Genomic DNA, 22,633 nt, shown 5'->3' with positions numbered 1-22,633 from the left:
GCTGGGAAAAGAGATTATATTCGAACGACAGAATGAAAAAAGGTAGAATGAAGGCATATACTTTCCGATCATTGACATTCGGTGATAAGCGAAAAGAAGAGAGGCTATCTCATGTTAAAAAATAATGATTTTTCAGATATCATTTTGGGACGAAGAACGATACGCGTATACGATGAGGATGTTAAAATTCCCCGTGAAGAAATGCTCGAAATGATTCAAAAAGCAACAAGAGCCCCGTCGTCAGTGAACCTTCAGCCCTGGCGCTTTGTCGTGGTGGATAGTGAGGTAGGGAAAGCAAAGTTACGTCCACTTATGCGATGGAACACAAGTCAAAACGATACATCATCAGCAATGGTTTTATTATTCGGAGATTTGCAGTGTTATGAGTACGGAGAAGAAATATACGATAGAGCAGTGGCAGAGGGGAAAATGTCAAAAGAAGCAAGAGATGAGCAGCTGGGTGAGATCATTCCTAACTATAAGAGTTTTCCTAAAGAGAAGATGAAAAAGGCAGTGAGGCTTGATTCCAGTTTAGCAGCTATGCAGTTCATGCTTGTTGCACGAAGCCACGGCTATGATACAGCCCCGATCGGTGGATTTGAATACGGTGAGCTAGCAGAAACGTTCGGCTTAGAAAAAGAACGCTACGTCCCTGTCCTCATTCTATTCATTGGAAAGGCAGCGGAAACAGTAGAAGAAACTGTACGATTAGACGCAGAACAAATCACAACATTTATTTGAGCAGTCATAATTGTTTGTATTTTCGGGTGAAAAGGGTGCTTAGAATCTCCAGCTAAGAATAGGCACAAAATAAAAGACACTGATTAACGTCCAGCATGAAATAGATGATGTATAGTTTTCTGTAAACATAAACTTAAAGAGGGGATAGGCATGGCGTTCGACTATGATTTGGATTTTGACAACATTGATTTTCGCGAACAGCCGGAACTCTACAGAGTGGGCAGAGGCGAGCAGGGGGTTCTGATGGTCGAGCCCTATAAAAGCGAGATCCTGCCGCACTGGCGGTTCAAGACACCTGAGATTGCAAAAGAGTCATCCGATAAGATCTATCAGATATACTTGGAATATAAAGAAGCAGGCGACTTTGTCGGCATGGATATGGCTAGAAAATATCTCCAGATGGGCTACACCAGGTCACGGCGTTACGCCAACTACAAAGGCGGCAGGAAGTATGACGAGAACGGCGAAGTTAAAGAAAGACAGATCGACGAAGAAAAGGCAGAATCAGCTGCTATCTTTGAAGAGAAATGGAAAATCGTCAGAGAGGACGAGGAGTATCTGAAGCTGAAGAAAGAGCATCAGAAAAAGTACGGGTAACCCAGGAGGAGGCATTGTATGAGAGTCAGGCTAAATCTGTCACTCTGATTCTTGTCCCTGCATAGAACGGATAAAAAAATGTTTTGATACGTAACTGTGTCATGGTATACTGTCACCTTATGTATGCATGAAAGATACAGTATAGTCTCCGACTATTGAAATGACACGGAGGTGTTAAGAAGTGAAGAAAAGATGGACGATCGATCAGATCAATAACTTTGTAAATGAAAATTCCAATAGTAGATTACTCTCGACAAAATTCACAGGATTTTCTCAACGATTAGAGTTCAGATGTGCATGTGGGAGTAGGTTTGAGAAAACATTGACGAAATTCAAAAATAAGAATCAGCGGAAATGCGACGTGTGCCAGCCGCCGAAAGAATCGCGTTAGAACACTGTTGATTAAGTTAAATCTATGATTCTGTTGATTCTTATAAGCAAAACATTTTAAAGGGCTATCCCAGAACGCTGGAATATTATTCCTGCATCCTTTTTTCAATATAAAAGACAGGTCTGAAGAATGATTTTTTCTCCTTGTATATAGGCTACACTTTGATTATTGAGAAACCTGCAGGCAATTAACTCTTGACCAGTAAAAAATTCTACCGGAAAGAAAAGAGGGTCATACCTATGACTAACGAAAAAAATTCGGGTATTAAGCCGGAAAGTAAAACAAAAGAGAAGAAAAAGAAAGACGTTTCAGACGAGGGCATTGCTGTCGGTGTTGCGCTGGGACTGGTTGGAGGACTGATTTTCAATAATCTGGGATTAGGACTCGCTCTAGGGGTCGCCTTTGGCGCAGCTTTTGATTCATCTAAGAAAAAGAAAAAGCAATAAGTCAAGACTAATAAAAACGCCTGTCCTATCAGAGGGCAGGCGTTTTAGTTTTAGTCATTTTAAGCAACAGAAACACACTCAAGGGTATGACTATGATTTGTCCAGCCATCTGAATGCGCGCTTGAGTTCTTCGGTCCCGTTTTGAGCATACCAGCGGCCATGGGCGAGGATGATTTTCTCGGGCTGCCAGCTGATCATCCGCTGATAGCAATCTCGGGCCTGTTCCTTTTGTCCGGCAAAGGTCATGCGCAGATCAATGGGCGTCTTGCCGTTGGGATAGGCTATGCCGGCCAGTTTATACAGGGTTCTCAGAAAGACATTTGATGTGCGCTTGGGTTCGAAGTTCTCGATCAGGTCAGTAAGGACCAGCGTTTTGCTCTCTTTATGGAAAAAGACGACTTCTTCCAGTGCACGGCTCCCTTTGAAAATAAGCTGGTCGATCTCGTCTGACCAGTCAGAAGGGGCTTCGTCTTTTAAAGGACGGTCGAAATCAGTCTGGATATTCTGAGACTTGGCCCGCTTTTGGACACCGGGACTCGACCAGGATGTGGCATCGGGATAGTGTTTCTTCCATTCTGCGATATAAGCGTAATGGATCTTGTTTGGAGAAACAAGATGCTTCACTTCTCCCAGCTCATCGATTTCATTAAACAGTTTATCGTCAGGATCGATCGGTGAGTGGATCCACAAAGTCTGATCCTTTAACCGAACGACAGTCATGCGGGTCGAAAAAGGAACGCCAAATCCCAGCATATCCATTTTAATGATATCTCCGTCTGCGATCCAGATGCCTGGACCGACTTCCTTCAAGGTGTTCAGCGGTTCGTATACAGGTACAGACATCCTATCGGCTCCTTTATGTTCGACATCAGAGACTTACGTTATAGACAATCAAGCTGTCGTGAGTATCGGTCCGTCACTGGTCACAATAATGGTATGTTCGTACTGGGCCACATAACTTTCATCGGTAAGGAAAGTCCAGCCGTCATCTGACTGAAAAACGTCCTCTTCGAGCGTGGAGACAAAGGGTTCAAAAGCGATGACCATGCCTTCTTCCAGGACCACATCGTCATATTTCGTGTAGAAGTTGAAAATGTGATCGGGTTTTTCATGGATCGAACGCCCGACCCCGTGTCCGGTCAGATTTTTGATCACGGTCAAATCATTCTGTTTTGCGGTCTGGTGAACAGCTTTGCCGAGGACGCTGGTCATTGCGCCGGGTTTGACTTTTGAAAGGCCGGCTTCAAAGGCTTCTTTCGCCACATCACAGATCATTTTGAGAGCGGGGTGTCCATTGCCGACGACAAAGGAGATGCCGGTATCCGCAAAGTACCCGTTCTTGGATCCTGAGACATCGATATTGACCAGATCGCCTTCTTCGATGACCCGGTCGCCTGGTATGCCGTGGGCAACTTCCTCATTCACACTGATACAGGTGAAGCCCGGAAAATCATAGATCTGTTTGGGTGCTGACTGGGCACCGGCTTTTTGAAAAAGCTTACCCGCCAGTTCATCGAGGTCTTTTGTCGTCACACCGGGTGCTGTCTTTTCAACCAATGTATCCCTTATGCTTCCACAAATCTTTCCGATAGTTTTCAGTCCGTTAATATCTTCTTCCGTTTTCGCAATCATTTGACGCTCTCGCTTTTCAATTCTATGCTTTTTGACGACAGGAGCTGCTTCACTTTTTCTGTCACCTCTTCTACTGAGTCTCCAGCAATCGATGTTACCAGATCTTCGTCACAGGCAGAGGAGTGTGAGTAACGGGGATCATAGTAATAGGTCAGAAGATTCTTCACGACCTCAGGATAATCTTTCTTTTCTAATGCGTCTTCGATGGTATGCGCCACAGGTGTATGGATGCGGCGCTTGATTCCGTGAAAAGCATCCACCACCTGCTCGTGATGGTCAGAAGGGGAGTAGTCACTCAGAATATTCTTGACGCGTTCTTCGATCGGAAGTTCGATAAACAGCTGAGGACTCGTTTGCTTGTGCTGGTAGAAGCGGTTCGGGATGATGATTTTACCGATGCGTGCACTTTCGCCTTCAATGAGGATATAAGGTCTATCCTGATAACTTAAGAGCGCCTCGCCCAAAAACAGATTGAACATGCGCTGGTTGTTAGGTTCGAGTCCGATGCCGCCGAAAATCGAGCCGCGATGTTTGGCCATGCCTTCCAGGTCGATGACGGGATAGCCTTCTGCTTTCAGCTGATGCAGGATATGCGTCTTCCCGTTGCCGGTATGCCCGTTTAAGACGTACAGAGGGGGCAGTGGCAGTGTGTTCAGCTGTTCTTTCATCCAGTTGCGGTAGCCTCTGATGCCGCCCGTCAGCCGACTGACAGGGACGTTCATCAGATTATTGACGGTCGCAGCTGTTTTACTGCGCATGCCACCGCGCCAGCAGAACACAGTGACCGGGGTCCCGAGCTGTTTGAATTCTTTGATAAAGGCCGGCAGTTTTTTTGAAAAGATCTCCAGGCCCAGTTCCTTTGCGGCATCCTGCCCTTCATGTTTATAGGTCGTTCCGACTTGTGCCCGTTCTTCGTTTGAGAAAAGGGGGATGTTGATGGCGCCGGGAATGGTTGCTTCTTCAAATTCCTTAGGTGACCGGACATCGACAAGCGTGTGATCCTGATTCTTTAAATGATAAAGTTCTTCTGGTGAAACGTCTTTAAACATAGTGTATCCTTTCTTATTTTACGTAAGTATGACCGGATTCGCCGTCAGAGACTTCTCCAATGAGCTTCGCTTCGACGCCTTTATCTTGCAGAGACTTAAGCAGTGCTGGAGCGTCTTCGCCGCTAATGGCCATAAGCAGTCCGCCGGAAGTGACGGCATCTGCGAGAATGATCTGGTCAATTTCGTCTAAATGTTCATCAAAGTGAACAGATTCTTTTACGTGTCTCAGGTTACTTTTTGAACCGCCGGGAACAATACCGCTCTCAGCCAGTTCTCTGACACGCGGCAGGACAGGGACATCAGCTTTATTGAGCGTGATCGCCTGACGGCTTTCGGTCGCCATTTCAGTCAAGTGACCCAGCAGTCCAAAGCCGGTGACGTCTGTACAGGCATGCACATCATAGTCTTTCATGACTTCCGCCGCAGTTCTGTTCAGTGTGGCCATGACTTTAGTGACACGTTTTGTTTCCTCTTCAGATAATAGACCGCGTTTGATCGCAGTGGTCGAAATACCGACACCGATCGGTTTAGTCAGAATCAGTTTGTCGCCTTTTTTTGCGCCAGCATTGGTCAGGATACGGTCGGGATGGATCGTTCCAGTGACGGACAGACCGAATTTCGGTTCTTTGTCGTCGATCGAGTGACCACCGACCAGATTGCAGTCCGCTTCCTGCAGCTTGTCGCTGGCCCCGCGCAGGATCTCTGTCAAAATCGCTTTATCCAGGTCAAAAATCGGGAAAGCCACAATGTTCAGTGCCGTGATCGGCGTGCCGCCCATGGCATAGACATCACTCAAGGCATTCGCCGCAGCGACTTGTCCAAAGTCATAGGGATCATCAACGATCGGTGTGAAGAAATCCAGTGTCTGAACGATCGCCAGATCATCAGTCAGTTTGTAAACACCCGCGTCATCGCCGGTATCTACACCGACAAGCAGGTTCGGGTCCTTTTTCTGTACGGGCAGGTCAAGCAGAACCTCGTGCAGTTCAGTCGGTCCGATTTTGCAGCCGCAGCCGCCTTTAGTCGTCAGGGTGGTTAATTTAACTTTATTCATGCATTTATCCTTCTTTCGTGTAGTTACTCCACTTTCTATTTTACCACGCATGACGCCGTTCTGTATGGGGATAATGGGATTTCTTTAAAAGTTATGTCATTCTAGTAGGATAAGCAAATTTTAGACAAGATTGAATACTTTGATGAGTCTTCATACTCAGAAGAAAAAAGCAGTGGGTGATGCCAAATAGGGCCAGACATCGACCTGTTTAGGATAATATCGCGGTGAGTTATGATAAATAGGACCAGCCTCAGCAAATCAAAGAAAAGAAAAAGAGATAAGACCTAATAGGGACTCGATTGGGCGTAGAGTCTAATCGCTCATTTAAAGTTGGTCTCAATATGATTCATCAAAGCGTCAATATATTTATTAGAGGATGTACTAAACTATGATACAATTTAGTAAGAGGATACAAAAATATTAAATGTATTTATTAAAATAAAGAGGTGACTGGCAAATGAGCTTGTTTAGTAAGATGAAAGAACCTGTCTTTCTAAAAGAGAATAGTAACGCTGAAGAACAGCTGAAAATGTTGAAAAGTTTGGAACCGACTTTAAATGCTGAAGGGGTAAAGATATTAAAGCAGGATATAAAAAATCTGGAATACGGAATTATAGGGGAAAAGAAGATAGAATTTGAACTGAAAAACAGTCATATGCCTATGTATGTCCTACATGATATTTATCTTGAAGAGGATGATCTAAGTGCACAGATAGATTACTTAGTATTCACAAAGAAGTTATGTTTTATTATAGAAAGCAAAAATCTCTATGGGGATATTGAGATAAATAATGCTGGAGATTTTATACGTACTACAGAGTTCAATAGGCGTAAGAAGAAGGAAGGAATATATTCTCCAATCACACAGAATCAGCGTCACATGGACTTGATGAAAAAAATCAGATTGAACAGTAAAAGTAATATATTGACTAAGTCATTGTCGGAAAGACGTTTTGAAGAGTTTAACAAGCCAGTCGTTGTGCTTGCTAATCCAAAGACTGTATTGAATGCAAAGAGTGCAGAAGAAGAAGTGAAAGATAAAGTCATACGCGCAGATCAATTGGTAAAATATATAAAAGATGCTTATAAAAAATCAAATAGATTAGCTCTTTCTGACAAAGATTTATTGATGTGGGCATATTCATATCTGGAAGTACATAAAGATACTGTGAAGGACTATACGAGTAAATATGAACCTTACAAATTAAATATGAATGAACAGGGCACCGAAAAAGCAGGCAGTCTGGTTTCAGAAAAGAAACCTGTGGTGCATAAGAAAACGCCAGTAAAGAATCCGGATATATTTAAAGAATTAAAAGATTTCCGTTTAAATAAGAGCCGAGAAGAAGAAATTAAGGCCTATTATATTTTCAGTAATAAACAGTTAAAAACCTTAGTTGAAAAAATGCCTAAAAGTAAACAAGAACTTCGATCAATCGAAGGATTTGGAGTGACTAAAGTTACTAAGTATGGTGATGACATTGTGGGAATCATACAGAAATACTAATTCAGTTATAACCGAAATAGTCTGATAGATTTAAGTATTAACATATATCAAAGAACAGTGACTTAAACGTCAATGATTTTGCGTAGCATCTAAATAACAAATGGGAGATAACTGACTAGTCAGTTATCTCCCATTTGTTATTTAAAATATTCGTATTGTTTGAATCTGTCTGTAATCATTAGGAAATAAAGAGTTTCCAACGCATAAACTCATTATTGTAATGTTATGTTATCAAATGGTGTTGAGACTCCATTCACGAATACTTCCATCATTTTAAATTTAGGAGTAGTGGCTAAATAATAAGTGTGTTGCTTGATGTTATCTTCTTGCAAATTGCTTTCAGTCAGATTGATCAGCATAGTTTCTTCTTGAACTTCTACTTCAGTCTCTACCTCTCCGCTTGAGTGAAACACAATATAATAGCCTTTGCCCTCATCAGTAATGGCTTGAAGTCTTATTTCGGGGTCTACGGTCTCCTGTACTTTATTAGGGAGATTTTCTATTTCGCTGAAGCCTTCTTGTGATAAATTACATCCAGTCAAAACCAAAACTACGAACAATAAAGAAAAAATTAACCTCTTCACACAACTCACTCCTAAACTCAGTACTTTATCATTTCAAAATTTATTAGCAAGGAAGACTGTTAAATATATTAAGAAGATAAAATTGTCATTCTGCTGAAAAAATATCATAATCATTAATTTCACTAAAAGTATTTAAATCAGTATCATATTCTAAAACAACTATTTCACCATATCTAAGGGTATTATAATCAGAATGGATAATTGCAATCAAGTTATCTCCTAATTCTACTGATTCAAATGAACTACCTGAAGATGGGGTAGTTGAATTTGTCTGTGAGCTGACATAGACGGGTTCTTTACTTACAAGTATAAACAGAAGTGCAAGTAAGAGAAAAGCATTGATGATTAACAGAAATTTTGTTGATTTTTCATTCATTTTCTATCTCCTTTTGTTATTTAGTATTGTGCAGTTTAGGTAATGATTACAATATTTAAAACTTGAAAAATTATGTAATATATATACATTGTATGTTACCTGTGACGAATATGCAATATATGGTTTATGTAGCAATGGATAAAGTCTTCTAAGTCATACATTTCAAAGAGTTATGCAACTCTTGAGTAACCCTTCTATTAGTGATCATACAGTTATTGTATTTCCAGTGAAAGACACGTATTATGGCATATCGCTGGCACCGATTATAAGAGAATACGAGATAAATGAGGATGATATATTTATTCCTTTAAAGGAAGAAATGACTGTGGGAGAATTAACTTCATGGATAAGAGTAAAGGAAATTTCGTTTAGACAAGATATTATTACTATATTTAGTAGCTATACAAATAGAGATTTTGTTATGAAAAGCTGCGAATGGTATAATAAGATACTACTCAAGAGGGGGGATTGAAAATGGGAGTTAAAGTGAAACAGAAAAATGTTCCTTACAAGTTGCCTAAAGACATGAGCCCAGAAGAATCTGAACTTCTTAACCGACTCTTAGCTGATAATGTGGCAGCCTCTCCTGAACGGAAACGTCCACGCAACCCTGTCGAGAAACGTGTATTGAATGAATGGGAAGACGAACGCAGTGGCGAAAAAATAGGCGAGATTTAAAGTTGATAAGAGAGACTAAATGAGATGTTGAATGAAATATAGAAATTAAGAGACTTCCAAAAACACGCCTGACGGCCTGTGCTTTTGGAAGTCTTTGTATTTTAACGACAGGAGTATCAATAAAATGTTGTTTAAGATTTTGCGGTTTTTGTTTGAAGATAGAGCGATATACGCAATCATAATAGTCATTTACAGTTGTGTGCTAGTTTCATGCTGCTGATTCAGTGTCTCGGCAAATTGCTGTATGACGTCTTCCCGAATGGCTGATACATTTTCGGTAACTTTTGCCACTTTTTTTGTGATCATCTTTTCAGCAAAATTCATGTCACTGAAATCGAACGCCCCGCCAAAACAGTCTCTGACGACCGCTTTTTCCTGTAATTCAGTCGGGTAATTGACTTCAAGTTCGTTCCTCAATGTGTGTTCTTCCTGCATCCCGCAGATAAACAGACCGAGCGTTTTCTGTTCCAGTTCATTCATATGTGTGTTTGCGAATGTATCCACTTCTTTCAATATCTTCCCTACATAAACTGGACTACCGAGGACAACGGTATCATATTTTGAAAAATCAACTTTAGTCTCCTCTTTCAGGTTGACTCTATCTGTTTCTCCATCCAGCTGTTCTTCCAGCAGTTTCGCACATTTTTCGGTACAGCCATGTTTGCTCGCGTAAGCGATCAAGGTCTTCATCGTAATTCCTCCTCTGCATCATCCAAGTTAGTTACAGCCGGTCATTTCTTTGAGTTATATCACCCTGATTATAACGCTTTGTAAGATCAGCCGGCAACTCATAGCCTGTCGTTTGCTGATGGCTGAGACTTCAATAATGATTCATTGGTTAAAAGCCGATATAATTGAGGCACAGTATAAAGAGTCGATTTCCAGCGAACATCACGACAAAACATACAATTAGAAGGAGGAAGTGCAATGCAAAATGATGCGCTCTATATAAACCTTAATGAGATCCTCAACTATATCAGTATAGAGGTCGGTGAACGGCCGACGGGGTCAGAGAACAACATGAAGGTTGAACGGTTTGTAGCGAATTACTTCAAGCAACAAGGCTTTGCTGTCGAGTTACAGCGCTTCGACTCCCCGGATTTCAAGGCAGAAGGAGCGGAGTTGACTTATAAAGGGGAAAGCATTCCAGTCAAGCCGTCTTACTACACAAAGGAATGCAATGTCACCGCTGCCTATGTCACAGTCGGAACAGTGGGTGAACTGAAGCGAAGCAATATGACAGGCAAAGTCGCCGTCCTCCACAGCGATCTGACAGGAGAACAGCTTATGCCCAAGAGCTTTCCTTTCTATAATCCGGAGAGACATCAGGAAATCATCCAGTTACTGGAAGAAAAACAACCGGCAGCTATCATTACTGTCACTGAGAGAGATGAATCGGTTTTTGAAGATGGGGACTTTTTAATACCAAGCGTTTATGTGAAAAAGAATGACGGGGAGATCTTACTTGAAAGCGAAGGAGAACTGCACTTGGTCATCAACGCCAAAAAAGAAGAATCCGAAGGTGCTAACGTGATAGCCAGACTGAATCCGGAAATGAAGAGGAGGATCGTCATCACGGCTCATATGGATACGAAAATGGAGACGCCGGGGGCACTGGACAATGCGACCGGTATCGCCATCCTGTTACTGTTAAGCCGGCTGATCGAACCAGAAAACATCGATTTCTGTCTGGAACTATTGCTGCTGAACGGGGAAGACTACTACTCCATTCCGGGCCAGCGTGCGTATATGGATACGTACCTCAAAACACCTGAAGATATATTATGTGCCATCAACTGTGACGGTGTCGGTTTGAAAGACAGTCCAACGACTGTGATGTTTATGGAGGATGAAAGACAATTGGATAAACAGATGAAAGACAGGTTACAGGAAGACGCAAATTTAATGGTCATCGATCCCTGGCCTATGGGTGACCACATGCTGTTCGCCCTGGAAGGTGTGCCGGTCATCGCCTTTACTTCTAAAGGGATCTTCCAGCTTTTGGATACCGTCATCCATACAGAAAAGGATACGGTCGACCTGATCGATCCAAAAAAGGTGATCCAAGTCGTTCGCACCCTCGAAGAGATGGTGAAGAATGAATAGAGAGATTGGCTAGTGTCCTACTGATAGACCATCAGAGCACATACGATCTTCCTCCTGCTTATATTAATTTGTAAAAAAATGAAAAAAGTCCTTGCATCTTTATCACTTTACATGTAAAGTGATAATATAGAAAGGAATGATACCGGTGAGAAAAAATACATTAGCTTCACTCATATGGGTGCGTATGACACGGTTCACTCATCAGAGTGCGTTGCTTTCTAACGATAATGTAAAAAAGTATGACATTACTGCTGCACAGTTTGATGTACTTAATCAGATCGGCACGTATCAGCCTTTATCGCAAAGTGAACTGGCTGACAAGATCACGATTTCAGCCGGCGGTATTTCCCGTATGCTGGGCAGACTTGAACGCGAGGGGTATATCAAGCGAAACGTTGAATGGAAAACCAAGTGGATCAGCCTCACTGAAAAGGGCCAGGAAAAACTGGAGGAAGTCTTTGAACATCAGCTGGACTTTCAGACGTCCCTTATGGATGAGTGTCTGACCAAGGCTGAACAGAAGGAATTGTATGCCTTGGTGACTAAAGTACAGAAACATACAGAAAAAAAGTTGAATACCTAACTGCAAGGCAACTTTTTTTGGCCGATCACTTGACTAGTCAAATAAAGATAAGGAGGAATCACCATGTCGACAATTTTAGGGCACCACCACATATCCATGCTGGTGAAAAATGCGAAAGTAACAAATACATTCTATAAAGATATTCTAGGACTGCATCGGGTAAAAGTCACGGTCAATCAGGACGATCCATCGATGTATCATCTGTTTTACGGTGACAGAACAGGCAGCCCGGGAACAGGTTTGACCTTCTTCGAGATGCCGAACATCGGAAGGACCCACCGCGGCACCAACGCCATTACCCGGATCGGTCTGATGGTCCCGTCAGAAGAAAGCCTGGCGTACTGGAAAACACGCTTTGAGGATTTAGATGTTTACCACGGCAGCATAACGACCTACACCAAACGCAGGGCGCTGAAATTTGAAGACCCGGACGGCCTGCAGCTAGTCTTACTTTTAGCCGACGGTGAAGAGATGGATACCTGGGAGCCCTATGAGCAGTCGGAAGTCCCGGTAGAGCATCAGATCCGCGGGATGGGTCCGATCGAGATCACGGTAAGAGACAGCGTTAGATTTACGGAGACCCTGACTGACCGGATGAAGTATAAAGAGGTTTACAGAGAAAACAGCGAAATGCTGTTTCAGACGGTAAAGGAAGACAGTTACGGGGAGGTTTTAGTCAAACAACTGGATGGACCGGATGAGAAACCAGGACGCGGGTGTATCCATCACTTAGCCTTGCGCGTGAGTGAAGAATCGGAACTCCAGTACTGGGACGAAATGGCGCGTCAGAACAGGTTCCCGTCCTCGGGAGAAGTCGACCGTTATTACTTCAGGAGTCTATATTTCCGGGAACACAACGGTATCCTGTTTGAAATCGCCACAGACGGTCCCGGGTTCACCGTTGACCAGGATCCTGAGCATTTGGGCAAAGAACTCGTCCTGCCGCCATTTTTGGAAGACAGACGGGAAGAGATCGAAAGCAGACTGGAACCGATCGATCAACAATGATATATAAAGTCTATAAATACAAACTATAAAAACAGAAGAAAAAAGGAGAGTTTTATCATGGAAAACAAATTAAACATTGGCATTATTTTAGGCAGCACAAGAGACGCTCGCGTCAGCCCGCAGGTCGGGGAATGGGTCAAGGAAATCGCAGACGAACGTGACGATGCCAACTATGAGATCGTCGATATCCTTGAGTACCAATTACCGTTTTTAGGAACCACAGACGGGACAGAACCTGGCATCGCAGCCTGGAACGAAAAAATCGACAGTCTGGACGGCTTTGTCTTTGTCGTTCAGGAATATAATCACAGCTACACAGGCGTATTGAAAAATGCGATCGATCATTTGAGAGAAGCTTGGCACGATAAGGCAGCTGGGATCGTGAGCTACGGTTCGACCGGCGGCGCGCGTGCAGCAGAACATCTTCGCGGCGTGTTTGCTGAGCTGAAGATCGCCGACGTCCGCGTGCATCCGACCTTGTCTTTGTTCACCGATTTTGAAAACTTTACGACCTTCAAACCGGCTGACCTGCACTTAGTCAACATGAACGCTATGCTGGATCAAGTCAACGCCTGGAGCAATGCTTTAAAACCGTTAAGAGTCAAAGAAGAGGAAGCAGTAAAATAATTTCATAATAAACTGAAAGCACCTCTTTATCATCCGATTTTGGACAGATAAAGAGGTGCTTTATTGTTTTCTCACTGAAATGCCGTGACTAACTTTGAACCGATATAATACAAAAGGATAGCCAGAATCACAGACGCATAGATGATCAGATTGTTCAGACTGACCGTCCCAAAGAAAATCAGAAGAAGGACCGAAGCACTGTACAATACTTGACCAGATAATACTCTAGCTCTGTTCGCTTTATTGCCTTGATCGTCCTGAGCGTCTTCTTTGGATAAAAACCAGAAGAGAATAAAAGAGAGCCCTAACAAGGTAAGTGAAACGGTAGAGAGCATATTCAGATCACTGATAGAGTTGAAATTCAAATAATCCAAAAAGAAGCTCTGTACCAGGAACAGTACGGACGCGATCGCGTTGATGATGACGAGGGTCATTGTGAGCTTTCGTCCTTTTGAAACGAGGTATAGAGCTAAAAGAAAGGCGACGAGATAAATACTGTTTTCATTACTAAAAGACAGATAGGTCGTAAGACCCAAAACCAAAAGCATATCGAAAACAGTCACTGCTTTTCCGCACAGACCATTGACCATCCTCAAAACTAACAGCAGCCAGCCAATGATCAGCAGCTGGAGCGATTCGTAATAAAAGAGATTGATAAGTGCAAAGCCAGCAGCTAAAAGTGCGGAATAGTCATGTTTCGGATCGATTTCCCGAGCCAGTGCCCAGGTCAAAAAAACACCGACACCGATAGATAACCCTGACAGAAGCGCGCCAGTCATCAGCCAGCCCACAGCCGAGGCCGCCAGTGTCACTAGGACGATCAGCTGGTTTGTTTTATAGTTGAAATCGATCATTCTTCCCAATGTAAAAATAAAATCACTCCTCCATGTTGTTACATGTTTATTGTAAATCGTTGGTTTCGCTAGTTCAATATTCTGAAAAGTATTTCTGCAATAGCCTGATACCCCGTCCCGTTTGGATGAAAGTCATCCGGTGAGAGGTACTCGTCTAGGTGATAGTCGAATAGTTCATAAGTTGGGATATAGGCAAAACCAACATCCGAATTGACGATTAGTCGTGTTTCGTGATTCCACTCCAGTAAAAAGGGTGCATTTTGAGGAGCATCGTCACTATAAGGGTTGTACAAACCGATGATCGCCAGCTGCGCATCCGGGTTTATGGACCGGATCTCACTCAGGATAAATGTCAGATTTTCTTTATAGATGTTGAGTGTTTCGTCAAAGGCAAGGGTCAACGTCGCGGTGTCCTCTAAGTTCAGGTTATTCAAATCGTTGCCTCCAATCGAAAGGATGATCAGTTCCGCACTGGAAATGCTGGCGCTGTATTCGTCGCTTTCGATCAGGCTTGCCAGCTGACTGCTTTCAAAGCCCGGGACCGAGATATTGGTAACCGTTTTTCCCGTTTCACTGTCGTCGTCCAATAGGTTCAGGTATCTTTCTCCGATGCCCAGATTTTCTTCGTCTCCGACACCGAAGCCGATGGAGTCACCGAGGACGAGGATGTCAGAAGCACCGTCTGGCGGCATGTCTTCGGCGGGCTCACTTTCCGGTATCTCCATATCCATCTCTGTTTCTGTTTGTGCAGTGTCGTCGTTTCCACTGATGACGATAGAGACAATAAAACCGGAAACAAACAACAGCGACAAAACAAAGGCACTGCCGATCACGAGTGGCCAGATGATTTTTTTATACATGGTGCACCTCCTCGATCATTGGATCATACCAGGACATCTCTGCGGTTAAAGACGATGAAACTGATTGCTATGGAGCCGATCGCCCAGACACTCAATATCGTGATAGAAAAGTTGAGACTCATGCCTTCGACAGGCTGGTAGGATCCGGTCAGGTAGCGGGTGAGATCCAGATTCGTCACAAAGAAATACTTCACGAGTTCCCAGTCGGACAAGAAGAACTGCAGAAATTGGCCGCCGATCAGAGCCGCCATCAGGATGCCGATAGCTGAGGCACTCGTGTCCACGATCACTGAGATCAGAAGGGTTATGGAGGCGACGATGATGGACACGAACCACACGAGAGAATAGATCAGCAGAGTATACTGATATCTGGGGATCAGTATGGTTGAATCAGAATTCAGGGTGCCTTCGAACAGTGTGAAGCCGGTCACGATGGGTTCGCTGAAGCCCCATTCCTGAAAAAAAAGATAGGAAACCAGAGTAGTCGTGAGCCCGATGATAAAAACTAAGAGCGTGGTCATGATCAGCAGGGCAATATACTTGCTCAGCAGTATTTTCCACCGGGGAACGGCTCGGGTGAGTAAGATTTTGATCGTCTTTCTGGAAAATTCATTGGAAACAAGGTCGGCTGCCAGGATGGCGATGAGCAGGGGGATGAATAAGATGATGCCCTGTTCTGCAAAAGAAACATTGAATTTCGCCGCGGTCGGGGTGACCGGATTGATATCGTTCTCGATAAAATAATTCAGCTGTTCGATTTCTCTGTCGATAGAGGCCCGTACTTCTTCGGGGATGAACTCGTTCTGACTGCGTTCTTCCAGCTCACTTAATCTTTGAGTGGTCAGTCCTTCCCAGTTAAAAGCTGCAGTGCCGGATTCTGCTTCAAATTGCTCGATGTTTCTTTCGTAAGCATAATTCTGTCCGTAAGAGAGCAGACTGACAAAAATCAGAAGCAGACCAAGGATGAGTGGCATTTTCTTCTTCCATAGCATTTTCATTACTTCATTGCGTATGAGCGCGATCATAGCTGTCCTCCTTCACTAAATCGTGTGTTTCTCGGTGAGTGCTAAGAACAGATCTTCCAGTGTCCGCTTTTTGTTTTCTACATACGTGATGTCGAACCCTGAAGCGATCAGGGTTTTATTTATTTCCGAAAGCATCCCAGAGTCAACGGAAGCTCTAAGGTGACAGCCATCAATAGATGGATCCAGATCAAAGGACTCCCTGAGTATCGACTGGGCTCTTTTAGGGTCATCCAAGATCCAGACGACCTCGCCAGTGACCAGGACATCATCGATCGAAGCGCTACGGATAATCCTGCCGTCATTAATGATGCTGACGCGGTCGCACATCAGCTGCACTTCACTGATCAAGTGTGATGAAACCAGGACCGAAATATTTTTCTCGCGGGCCAGATTTTTAACGATCTCTCTAAATTCATGGATGCCTTGAGGGTCGAGACCGTTTGTCGGCTCATCCAGGATCAACAGTTTAGGCTTATGGATCAGGGCCTGAGCAAGACCGATACGCTGCTTCATCCCCATAGAGTAAACAGCAACCTTGTCATGGATGCGATTCTCCATACCGACCAAGGCGACCGCCTCATCGATATCTTTTTTCGTCACCCCTTTTGACATGCTGCCGAGCAATTCAAGATTCCGGTAACCGCTCATGTAGTCATACAGATCCGGCCCTTCGATGATGCATCCGACATTTGCCATCGCTTTGACAAACTCTTTTTTAAGAGAATGCCCGCAGATTTCGATGTTTCCTGCAGTGGGCTTCGACAAGCCGACGAGCATCCGCAGGGTCGTCGTTTTTCCGGAGCCGTTCGGACCTAAAAAGCCGACGATTTCACCCGCTCTGATATCAAAACTGACACCTTTAATGATCAGCTTTTTTTGGATCTCCTTTTGTAAGTCTGAAACTTTTAAGACCGATGTATCCATAATGAGCCTCCCTTCAAGGGTCATGAAGCAGTGTCTAAACTGGCCGCTGCTTAAATAGACAAACAAGGATTTTGTTGTATTTATTGTATCACTTTAGAAAAGGATTAAATAGTGAGACAACAGTAAATTCCAGGGACGAATGTGGAAAGCCATGATCACAGTAAGCCCTTTCAACAGAGTATAGGTGAGTGTGATAACGTTGAAAAATATCATCATTTGGAGTGAAAAACTAAAGGCAGGATGTTCTCCGTTGACCAACCCAGTCAGTTGGTTTATAATAAAATTGACCAGAGTAGTCAATCATGTTGAAAGAGGTGAGTGTCATCAAAGATCTATTAGCTCATGTAGACGAAAAAAAAAAATCAAGGATCATCAACAGTTCAATGAAGCAGTTTAGCAGGCATCCGTTTAAAAGCGTGTCGACAAATGTGATCGTTAAAGAGGCCGGCATTTCTAAAGGTCTTTTATATCATTACTTTGGAACGAAAGAGAAATTGTATGAGTACTTGGAGTATTTCACGATAAATGTCCTGACAGAGCGTATCGTAAATAAAGTGAATTGGGATCAGCCAGATATATTTATGCGCATCAAGGAAATATCCATGATCAAATTCCGTTTATTTGAAGATTACCCTCATCTGGCTGATTTTTCTTTAAAGATTTTTCAGGATAAGACGACAGAGGAAATTCTGAAAAAATACCCGGATTTTCCGATGGTCCTTTACAGTCAGATTTATACCCGGAATATAGATGATTCGCTTTTTAGAGAAGGTGTTGATGTAAAAAGAGCCATCGACATCATAAGGTGGACGATCGAGAAATGCGGGGAAGAGTCTAGAAGAAAAATAATAGAAGGTCAGATAGAATTTGACTACAAAATGATCGAGCAGGAAATCTATGTTTACATCGATATGCTCAAGGATTGTTTTTATAGAAAGGGAGCCCATTAAATGATCAGTGTAAAAAATTTGTCGCATTCTTATAATAAAGATGAGACGTATCAAGTCAAAAATATCAGCTTTGAAGTGAAAAAAGGCGAAATCTTTGGGTTTTTAGGTCCGTCTGGCGCAGGCAAGTCGACCGTACAGAACATTCTGACCGGACTTTTACAGCTCCAGCAAGGAGAAGTCAAAGTTGCTGACTATGATGTCAAACATACATCTAAAAATATGTTCAACAAAATCGGCATGAGTTTTGAACAGTCCAATGTCTACAGCAAATTAACGGCCAAAGAAAATCTGGATTTTTACGGCAAACTGTTTGATGTAGCTACAGTTGAGTCTATGGAATTATTGAAACGTGTCGGTTTAGATGGAAAAGAGAACATCAAAGCAGGAGAATTTTCCAAGGGGATGAAGCACCGCTTGACATTTGCCCGGTCGATGATCAATAACCCGGAACTCTGGTTTTTAGATGAACCCACAACGGGGCTGGATCCATCCATTGCTGCAGATATAAAAAACATCATCAGGGAAAAAAATAACGAAGGGGTGACCATCTTTTTAACGACACACAATATGTTCATTGCCGATGAACTGTGCGACAGGGTGGCGTTCATCGTTGACGGCGAGATCAAACTGATCGATTCTCCCGAGAACTTGAAGCTGCAGTATGGCGAGAAATTAGTTGAAGTGGAATACATGGAAAACAATGAAGTAAAGAAAAAGACATTCTCTACGGTTCTTCCTGAGGATAAAAAAGCACTGGAAATAGTAATCAGAGATCATGATATTCTAACGATGCACACAAAAGAAGCAACACTTGAGGAGATATTCATCAAGGTGACGGGAAGGGGGCTTGTTTAAAATGAAACTCTTTTCAAGTTTTTTGAAAGAGTTGAAAATAGCCTCTAGAGGATTTTATTTCTACATTGAGATATTTATGGCTCTTTTGATCTTAGCTATATTTTTATTCGCCGTTCCTGACAGTTTCAATACGACAACAACAGAGTATATTTATCTGGATATGCCTGATGAGGCTAGCGAGGGCTATCTGGAAGCATTGCAGGATGAGATGACTGATGATCAAGTCGAAGACGTCACCCTGACAATCGATGATCAGGAAAAAGTAGCGGTCCTGTACACGACAGAAGAGACAGAGATTTACATTTTAAATAGTCAGGAAGATGCGCGTGCTATAGCGGAAGAAGAACAGGAAGTTTCTGCTGTTATTGCACTGGATGATGAAAATAACCTTGATTACACGTACTATCTTCAGGGATATGAATCGGACAAGTATAAAAATCTGTTGAAGATCCTCAACGTCGATTCGACTGTAAATGTTGAAGAAATTATAGAAAATCAGGATGTCAGAGCCTTGTCGACGAACATTGAAGCACTTTCAGACAGAGAAAGCATCCTGCCTACCGTGCTCGTTTTTAATGGGGCACTCATGGGACTCTTTATCATTGCGGCCTATATTTTTCTCGATAGACAAGAAGGGGTCATTAAAGCCTACGCAGTGACACCATCGCCTGTCTGGCAGTATTTAATGAGTAAAATAGGAGTACTCCTGTTAACGACCATTGTATCCAGCTACCTTGTCATTATCCCTCTGATGCAATTACAACCGGATTATTTACTGATGCTGGTATTGCTTGTGACAACCGCTTTTTTTGCGTCGTCTCTCGGACTTTTGATTGCAAGTTTCTACAGCAATATCATGCAGTCATTCGGAGTCTTGTATGTAGTCATGATGCTGATGATCCTCCCTTCGATAGCTTTCTTCATACCGAGCTGGAGCCCGGCATGGATCAGTTTCATTCCAAGTTACCCGATGATGGAAGGCTTCAGATCCATATTGCTCGGAAATAATGACTGGCCATATATACTGACAGTCTCAGGAGTATTTTTACTAACAGGAAGTGCTTTATTTGCTCTTTCTAACTATCGATATAAAAAAACGTTACTAGGGTAAGGAGGGATAACCGTGTTTAAAAGAATATGGACCATATTTAAAAGAGATTTTAAAGTAAATGTAAAAGATTTTCTTTCACTCTATATACTTATCATGCCGATTTTGTTTGGTGTATTGATCAATGTGTTTGCTCCGGGAATAAACGATACAACGGTCAATCTCGCCTTGATAGAAGGAGAGAATGAACAACAGGTCACCTATCTGGAGCAATTTGCAGATGTCGAAGTTTTCGAAAGTGAAAGTGAAATCGAAAATCGTGTTGAAGACAGAGATGCGCTCATCGGAATCATTCCTGAAGATGAGGGCTACTATATCATGACCCAGGGAAATGAATCAGAATGGGTCATAGACTATGCTAAACTGCTCAATGGCTTGTACGAAGCGGGTGTTAATGTCGAAGACTCAAATGTGGAATTAGTCGAACTGGGACAAACGGTTCCGCCGCTTAAAAAAATGCTTGTCAACGGAGCTATCTTATTTATCTCGATTCTTGGTGGGATGCTGATTGCCCTGAATATGGTAGAAGAAAAAGTGGATAATACACTTAGTGCCATCAATGTAACGCCCACATCCAGAACAACCTTCATACTCGGAAAATCTGTCATAGGTGTGCTGCTGACGATTTTCGGAACAGCTGCCATCATCTTTATTACAGGTTTTGGTGAGATCAACATCCTCCAGATGATGCTGATCATACTCATGACGAGTCTGCTCAGCATACTCGTAGGCTTTATACAAGGCGTAACGAATACAGACATTATCAGTGCCGCATCGAGTATAAAACTGTTGTTCCTTCCACTGATTGCCGGTGTCCTGGCTGTTGAAATACTCAGCGACTTCTGGCAGCCGTTCTTTTACTGGGATCCCTTCTACTGGGCCTATAAAGGAAGCGATATGATCTTGTCTCAAAACGGGACATGGACTCAGATATTGAGCTACTCTGGCATCGTTCTTGCATTATGTGGGGCAGTATATGTCATACTCGCTCCGAGGATCAAGAGAGGATTAAAATAATATCATTAGACAGGAGGAAACACTGATGAATTGGGAACCATTACTCGGCATCTTGCTGATCGTATATGCTGCCTTTGTACTTTTCATTGCGGTGAAAAAGCCCAAAAATATTTGGCGTATGGGTAAAATAGAGGGATTTAGAAAAATACTTGGGGATAGAGGGACAGTCATTTTCTTTTATATATGGGGGATGCTAGCAGCTGGAGTGGGCATATGGCTGTTGACGCTGTAAATTGTGTCAGTGAACGGAAACGTGTTGATTTTGAAAAAATTTTAAAGTTGTGAACCACATTAAAAAGATAGACACAAGTAATTAGAATGGCTAGGTTAAGCTTAACTATAAAGGAGCCTTGGAGCAGACAGGGCTTCTTTTTCTTGCCTTAAAATTTATTGCAGAGAAAATTGAATGAACTTGTAAGTTTCTAATTGTGTGTGTCTCTTTTATAGTAAGAGTAGATAAAATACAACGCCTGAAAAAAGGAGTGAAAAAATATGCTAAGCGAATTTTTGAAAGGGAATACAACGTTCTTAAATCAGGTATCTTCCTGGGAAGAATCTATCAAACGCGCTTCTCAACCACTGATTGAAAAGGCTTACATCGATTCGGACTATGTCGATGCAATGATAGAGAACGTCAACATAAACGGGTCCTATATCGTCATCGTCCCGGAGATCGCCATGCCCCATGCCGAGACGGATAAAGGTGTCAACAAAACAAGCATGTCATTCATGAAACTGAATGAATCAGTGATGTTTCCTGATGACCGCGAAGTGAAACTCCTCTTCGTCCTGGCAGCGACAGACAGTACGACCCATCTGGAATTGTTGTCAGATCTCTCTTCTATTCTTATTGAGGAAGAAATCAAAGCCAAGCTGAAATCAGCAGAAAATGAAGAAGAAGTCATCAAAGTAATCGAGATGGTGGAAGAATGAAATTGAATGTTAACGGTTTCATCGTGGAGGCAAACTACAGTGAACAGGAGATACAGTCTGTGTTTTTACCTCTGTTGAGTGAACTGACTGAGAGACGAAGAAAAAAAGGTGAAAGGCTTATCGTTTTTCTTGCGGCACCGCCAGGGACCGGAAAAACAACACTGAGTCTCTATCTTGAAAAATTGTACACTGAACATTTTGATTCGTTCAGCTTTCAGTCTATTTCCATAGACGGCTTTCATCATAAAAGAGAATACCTGTTGTCTCATTACAAGAACGCGGGTGACGACAACATACTTTTGAATGACATCAAAGGAAGTCCGGAGACGTTTGACGTGGAGGCTCTGAAGGCCACGCTTCAGGCGCTGGGGAAAGACCCAGTCCTCTGGCCGGTCTATGACCGCACTACCCATGATGTCAGTGAGACGAAAGTGAAAGTGGATGCCGACATCGTTTTGATCGAAGGGAACTGGCTGCTGCTGAATGAAGCAGGCTGGCAGGAACTGGCAGAGTACAGCGATTATTCTATATTCATTACTACAGACGAACACTTGCTGAAAACACGACTGATCGAAAGGAAAATGCGTGGAGGAGTCAGCCGGGTTGAAGCAGGCAGATTTTATGAACAGAGTGACAGTAAGAATGTTACACGGGTCCTTGGAAATCATCACGATCCTGATTTGACTTTATATTTAAATAATAAAAAAGAAATAGTGAAAGGATGATAA

Annotated in this window: 27 protein-coding genes; 16 read left to right on the top strand and 11 right to left on the bottom strand. The window is 42.8% G+C overall.

Going from position 1 to position 22,633, the window contains the following annotated elements:
- Nucleotides 1-111: 111 nt before the first annotated feature.
- The 3 genes from BM049_RS02970 to BM049_RS02955 all read left to right on the top strand — a co-directional run bounded on the left by BM049_RS02970 (nt 112) and on the right by BM049_RS02955 (nt 2,175).
- Entirely contained in the window at nt 112-741 is a 630-nt protein-coding gene (locus tag BM049_RS02970; protein WP_091528558.1) for a nitroreductase family protein, read from the top strand.
- A 150-nt stretch (nt 742-891) separates the two neighbouring features.
- On the top strand, nt 892-1,338 hold the full coding sequence (locus tag BM049_RS02965; protein ID WP_091528556.1) for a DUF4385 domain-containing protein: 447 nt from the start codon (nt 892-894) through the stop codon (nt 1,336-1,338).
- A gap of 630 nt (nt 1,339-1,968) precedes the next feature.
- Nucleotides 1,969-2,175 carry a glycine zipper domain-containing protein gene (locus tag BM049_RS02955; protein WP_143079444.1) on the top strand — a complete coding sequence of 69 codons (207 nt, stop codon included), beginning with the start codon at nt 1,969-1,971 and terminating at the stop codon, nt 2,173-2,175.
- A 90-nt stretch (nt 2,176-2,265) separates the two neighbouring features.
- Here BM049_RS02955 and BM049_RS02950 read toward each other — a convergent pair whose 3' ends face one another.
- From BM049_RS02950 to selD, 4 genes are read right to left on the bottom strand one after another with little or no spacing between them, the layout of a single operon-like run.
- On the bottom strand, nt 2,266-3,018 hold the full coding sequence (locus BM049_RS02950) for a DUF4336 domain-containing protein (protein ID WP_091528553.1): 753 nt from the start codon (nt 3,016-3,018) through the stop codon (nt 2,266-2,268).
- Between the two features lie 48 nt (nt 3,019-3,066).
- Nucleotides 3,067-3,807 (bottom strand): type I methionyl aminopeptidase, encoded by a 741-nt coding sequence (gene map, locus BM049_RS02945; protein WP_091528551.1) that lies wholly within the window; start codon nt 3,805-3,807, stop codon nt 3,067-3,069.
- On the bottom strand, nt 3,804-4,856 hold the full coding sequence (gene mnmH / locus BM049_RS02940) for a tRNA 2-selenouridine(34) synthase MnmH (RefSeq protein WP_091528550.1): 1,053 nt from the start codon (nt 4,854-4,856) through the stop codon (nt 3,804-3,806). The genes map and mnmH overlap by 4 nt, the downstream gene beginning before the upstream one ends.
- 13 nt (nt 4,857-4,869) lie before the next feature.
- Nucleotides 4,870-5,910: a selenide, water dikinase SelD gene (gene selD / locus BM049_RS02935; RefSeq protein WP_091528548.1), complete on the bottom strand. Its 1,041-nt coding sequence runs from the start codon at nt 5,908-5,910 to the stop codon at nt 4,870-4,872.
- A 457-nt stretch (nt 5,911-6,367) separates the two neighbouring features.
- Here selD and BM049_RS02930 point away from each other — a divergent pair, with 457 nt between their 5' ends.
- A complete protein-coding gene (locus tag BM049_RS02930) occupies nt 6,368-7,417 on the top strand; it encodes an HRDC domain-containing protein (RefSeq protein WP_091528546.1) in 1,050 nt (349 codons plus the stop codon).
- Between the two features lie 212 nt (nt 7,418-7,629).
- Here the strand turns inward: BM049_RS02930 and BM049_RS02925 are convergent, their stop codons facing one another.
- Complete coding sequence (locus tag BM049_RS02925; protein WP_091528545.1) at nt 7,630-8,001, bottom strand: hypothetical protein; 372 nt, start codon at nt 7,999-8,001, stop codon at nt 7,630-7,632.
- Nucleotides 8,002-8,086: 85 nt separating this feature from the next.
- On the bottom strand, nt 8,087-8,377 hold the full coding sequence (locus BM049_RS02920) for a hypothetical protein (RefSeq protein WP_091528543.1): 291 nt from the start codon (nt 8,375-8,377) through the stop codon (nt 8,087-8,089).
- A 474-nt stretch (nt 8,378-8,851) separates the two neighbouring features.
- Between BM049_RS02920 and BM049_RS02910 the strand changes: the two genes are divergently transcribed.
- Nucleotides 8,852-9,055: a hypothetical protein gene (locus tag BM049_RS02910; protein WP_091528540.1), complete on the top strand. Its 204-nt coding sequence runs from the start codon at nt 8,852-8,854 to the stop codon at nt 9,053-9,055.
- 189 nt (nt 9,056-9,244) lie between these two features.
- Here the strand turns inward: BM049_RS02910 and BM049_RS02905 are convergent, their stop codons facing one another.
- Entirely contained in the window at nt 9,245-9,745 is a 501-nt protein-coding gene (locus tag BM049_RS02905; protein ID WP_091528538.1) for a flavodoxin domain-containing protein, read from the bottom strand.
- A 237-nt stretch (nt 9,746-9,982) separates the two neighbouring features.
- On the opposite strand from BM049_RS02905, the gene BM049_RS02900 reads away from it, so the two are divergent.
- The 4 genes from BM049_RS02900 to BM049_RS02885 all read left to right on the top strand — a co-directional run bounded on the left by BM049_RS02900 (nt 9,983) and on the right by BM049_RS02885 (nt 13,379).
- The gene (locus BM049_RS02900) at nt 9,983-11,161 is read left to right on the top strand and encodes a M28 family metallopeptidase (protein ID WP_091528536.1); all 1,179 of its coding nucleotides are present in this window, start codon (nt 9,983-9,985) and stop codon (nt 11,159-11,161) included.
- A gap of 145 nt (nt 11,162-11,306) precedes the next feature.
- Entirely contained in the window at nt 11,307-11,744 is a 438-nt protein-coding gene (locus BM049_RS02895) for a MarR family winged helix-turn-helix transcriptional regulator (RefSeq protein ID WP_091528534.1), read from the top strand.
- A 63-nt stretch (nt 11,745-11,807) separates the two neighbouring features.
- Nucleotides 11,808-12,752 carry a ring-cleaving dioxygenase gene (locus BM049_RS02890; protein WP_091528533.1) on the top strand — a complete coding sequence of 315 codons (945 nt, stop codon included), beginning with the start codon at nt 11,808-11,810 and terminating at the stop codon, nt 12,750-12,752.
- 57 nt (nt 12,753-12,809) lie between these two features.
- The gene (locus tag BM049_RS02885; protein ID WP_091528531.1) at nt 12,810-13,379 is read left to right on the top strand and encodes an NADPH-dependent FMN reductase; all 570 of its coding nucleotides are present in this window, start codon (nt 12,810-12,812) and stop codon (nt 13,377-13,379) included.
- A 71-nt stretch (nt 13,380-13,450) separates the two neighbouring features.
- On the opposite strand, the gene BM049_RS02880 is transcribed toward BM049_RS02885, so the two are convergent.
- The 4 genes from BM049_RS02880 to BM049_RS02865 form a co-directional block, all read right to left on the bottom strand.
- Nucleotides 13,451-14,233 (bottom strand): hypothetical protein, encoded by a 783-nt coding sequence (locus tag BM049_RS02880; protein ID WP_091528529.1) that lies wholly within the window; start codon nt 14,231-14,233, stop codon nt 13,451-13,453.
- Between the two features lie 68 nt (nt 14,234-14,301).
- Nucleotides 14,302-15,093 carry a GDSL-type esterase/lipase family protein gene (locus BM049_RS02875; RefSeq protein WP_091528528.1) on the bottom strand — a complete coding sequence of 264 codons (792 nt, stop codon included), beginning with the start codon at nt 15,091-15,093 and terminating at the stop codon, nt 14,302-14,304.
- 23 nt (nt 15,094-15,116) lie between these two features.
- Entirely contained in the window at nt 15,117-16,118 is a 1,002-nt protein-coding gene (locus BM049_RS02870; RefSeq protein WP_091528526.1) for an ABC transporter permease, read from the bottom strand.
- A 15-nt stretch (nt 16,119-16,133) separates the two neighbouring features.
- A complete protein-coding gene (locus BM049_RS02865) occupies nt 16,134-17,042 on the bottom strand; it encodes an ABC transporter ATP-binding protein (RefSeq protein ID WP_091528525.1) in 909 nt (302 codons plus the stop codon).
- 302 nt (nt 17,043-17,344) lie between these two features.
- Between BM049_RS02865 and BM049_RS02860 the strand changes: the two genes are divergently transcribed.
- The 7 genes from BM049_RS02860 to BM049_RS02830 all read left to right on the top strand — a co-directional run bounded on the left by BM049_RS02860 (nt 17,345) and on the right by BM049_RS02830 (nt 22,630).
- Nucleotides 17,345-17,992 (top strand): TetR/AcrR family transcriptional regulator, encoded by a 648-nt coding sequence (locus tag BM049_RS02860; RefSeq protein ID WP_218147193.1) that lies wholly within the window; start codon nt 17,345-17,347, stop codon nt 17,990-17,992.
- Complete coding sequence (locus BM049_RS02855) at nt 17,993-18,847, top strand: ABC transporter ATP-binding protein (protein ID WP_091528524.1); 855 nt, start codon at nt 17,993-17,995, stop codon at nt 18,845-18,847.
- A gap of 1 nt (nt 18,848) precedes the next feature.
- Entirely contained in the window at nt 18,849-19,958 is a 1,110-nt protein-coding gene (locus BM049_RS02850) for an ABC transporter permease (protein WP_091528522.1), read from the top strand.
- Between the two features lie 12 nt (nt 19,959-19,970).
- Nucleotides 19,971-20,972 carry an ABC transporter permease gene (locus tag BM049_RS02845; protein ID WP_091528520.1) on the top strand — a complete coding sequence of 334 codons (1,002 nt, stop codon included), beginning with the start codon at nt 19,971-19,973 and terminating at the stop codon, nt 20,970-20,972.
- Nucleotides 20,973-20,997: 25 nt separating this feature from the next.
- Nucleotides 20,998-21,204 (top strand): hypothetical protein, encoded by a 207-nt coding sequence (locus BM049_RS02840; RefSeq protein WP_091528519.1) that lies wholly within the window; start codon nt 20,998-21,000, stop codon nt 21,202-21,204.
- Between the two features lie 260 nt (nt 21,205-21,464).
- Nucleotides 21,465-21,905, top strand: coding sequence for a PTS sugar transporter subunit IIA (locus BM049_RS02835; RefSeq protein ID WP_091528517.1), 441 nt, complete (start codon nt 21,465-21,467; stop codon nt 21,903-21,905).
- Nucleotides 21,902-22,630: a nucleoside/nucleotide kinase family protein gene (locus BM049_RS02830; RefSeq protein ID WP_091528515.1), complete on the top strand. Its 729-nt coding sequence runs from the start codon at nt 21,902-21,904 to the stop codon at nt 22,628-22,630. The genes BM049_RS02835 and BM049_RS02830 overlap by 4 nt, the downstream gene beginning before the upstream one ends.
- Nucleotides 22,631-22,633 lie beyond the last annotated feature (3 nt).

This window comes from Alkalibacterium subtropicum (assembly GCF_900112455.1).
Taxonomy (GTDB): Bacteria; Bacillota; Bacilli; order Lactobacillales; family Carnobacteriaceae_A; genus Alkalibacterium; species Alkalibacterium subtropicum.
This window is presented reverse-complemented; position numbering and strand designations above follow the sequence as displayed.

Excerpts from the sequence above, each read along its gene's own strand:
- BM049_RS02950 (WP_091528553.1), bottom strand. The coding sequence starts at position 3,018 with ATGTCTGTACCTGTATACGAACCGCTGAACACCTTGAAGGAAGTCGGT.
- BM049_RS02870 (WP_091528526.1), bottom strand. The coding sequence starts at position 16,118 with ATGATCGCGCTCATACGCAATGAAGTAATGAAAATGCTATGGAAGAAG.
- BM049_RS02865 (WP_091528525.1), bottom strand. The coding sequence starts at position 17,042 with ATGGATACATCGGTCTTAAAAGTTTCAGACTTACAAAAGGAGATCCAA.
- BM049_RS02905 (WP_091528538.1), bottom strand. The coding sequence starts at position 9,745 with ATGAAGACCTTGATCGCTTACGCGAGCAAACATGGCTGTACCGAAAAA.
- BM049_RS02855 (WP_091528524.1), top strand. The coding sequence starts at position 17,993 with ATGATCAGTGTAAAAAATTTGTCGCATTCTTATAATAAAGATGAGACG.
- BM049_RS02965 (WP_091528556.1), top strand. The coding sequence starts at position 892 with ATGGCGTTCGACTATGATTTGGATTTTGACAACATTGATTTTCGCGAA.
- BM049_RS02840 (WP_091528519.1), top strand. The coding sequence starts at position 20,998 with ATGAATTGGGAACCATTACTCGGCATCTTGCTGATCGTATATGCTGCC.
- BM049_RS02900 (WP_091528536.1), top strand. The coding sequence starts at position 9,983 with ATGCAAAATGATGCGCTCTATATAAACCTTAATGAGATCCTCAACTAT.
- BM049_RS02885 (WP_091528531.1), top strand. The coding sequence starts at position 12,810 with ATGGAAAACAAATTAAACATTGGCATTATTTTAGGCAGCACAAGAGAC.
- BM049_RS02955 (WP_143079444.1), top strand. The coding sequence starts at position 1,969 with ATGACTAACGAAAAAAATTCGGGTATTAAGCCGGAAAGTAAAACAAAA.
- BM049_RS02850 (WP_091528522.1), top strand. The coding sequence starts at position 18,849 with ATGAAACTCTTTTCAAGTTTTTTGAAAGAGTTGAAAATAGCCTCTAGA.
- mnmH (WP_091528550.1), bottom strand. The coding sequence starts at position 4,856 with ATGTTTAAAGACGTTTCACCAGAAGAACTTTATCATTTAAAGAATCAG.
- selD (WP_091528548.1), bottom strand. The coding sequence starts at position 5,910 with ATGAATAAAGTTAAATTAACCACCCTGACGACTAAAGGCGGCTGCGGC.
- map (WP_091528551.1), bottom strand. The coding sequence starts at position 3,807 with ATGATTGCGAAAACGGAAGAAGATATTAACGGACTGAAAACTATCGGA.
- BM049_RS02875 (WP_091528528.1), bottom strand. The coding sequence starts at position 15,093 with ATGTATAAAAAAATCATCTGGCCACTCGTGATCGGCAGTGCCTTTGTT.
- BM049_RS02830 (WP_091528515.1), top strand. The coding sequence starts at position 21,902 with ATGAAATTGAATGTTAACGGTTTCATCGTGGAGGCAAACTACAGTGAA.
- BM049_RS02890 (WP_091528533.1), top strand. The coding sequence starts at position 11,808 with ATGTCGACAATTTTAGGGCACCACCACATATCCATGCTGGTGAAAAAT.
- BM049_RS02910 (WP_091528540.1), top strand. The coding sequence starts at position 8,852 with ATGGGAGTTAAAGTGAAACAGAAAAATGTTCCTTACAAGTTGCCTAAA.
- BM049_RS02835 (WP_091528517.1), top strand. The coding sequence starts at position 21,465 with ATGCTAAGCGAATTTTTGAAAGGGAATACAACGTTCTTAAATCAGGTA.
- BM049_RS02930 (WP_091528546.1), top strand. The coding sequence starts at position 6,368 with ATGAGCTTGTTTAGTAAGATGAAAGAACCTGTCTTTCTAAAAGAGAAT.
- BM049_RS02860 (WP_218147193.1), top strand. The coding sequence starts at position 17,345 with ATGTTGAAAGAGGTGAGTGTCATCAAAGATCTATTAGCTCATGTAGAC.
- BM049_RS02920 (WP_091528543.1), bottom strand. The coding sequence starts at position 8,377 with ATGAATGAAAAATCAACAAAATTTCTGTTAATCATCAATGCTTTTCTC.
- BM049_RS02880 (WP_091528529.1), bottom strand. The coding sequence starts at position 14,233 with ATGATCGATTTCAACTATAAAACAAACCAGCTGATCGTCCTAGTGACA.
- BM049_RS02970 (WP_091528558.1), top strand. The coding sequence starts at position 112 with ATGTTAAAAAATAATGATTTTTCAGATATCATTTTGGGACGAAGAACG.